Below are 238 nucleotides of genomic sequence, written 5' to 3'. Positions count from 1 at the left end.
CGGTCGCGAGGGCGTCCTCGGCCGCGTCGAGTGCGGCGTCGGCGTCGCGGGACTCCGTCCGTGCGGCCGTCTCGGCCTCGCGCGCTGCGCGGCGTTCGGCGGCCGGGTCGGTCTCGGGTGAGGAGTCCGGGGCAGGCTCGGGCTCGCGGTCCGGCGTACGGTCCGGCTCGCGGTCCGGCTTGCGGTCCCGCTTACGTTCGGGCTCGCGGTCGGGCTTCCGGGAGGCGCGGGTCGTCCC

General features: G+C 79.0%; 1 pseudogene. It reads right to left on the bottom strand.

Annotation, left to right across the window (positions count from 1 at the left end):
* Positions 1–238, bottom strand: a pseudogene (locus tag BIV03_RS19990) (hypothetical protein); the annotation flags it as partial.

Source organism: Curtobacterium sp. MCBA15_016 (assembly GCF_001865105.1).
In the GTDB taxonomy this organism is placed as follows: domain Bacteria; phylum Actinomycetota; class Actinomycetes; order Actinomycetales; family Microbacteriaceae; genus Curtobacterium.
This window is presented reverse-complemented; position numbering and strand designations above follow the sequence as displayed.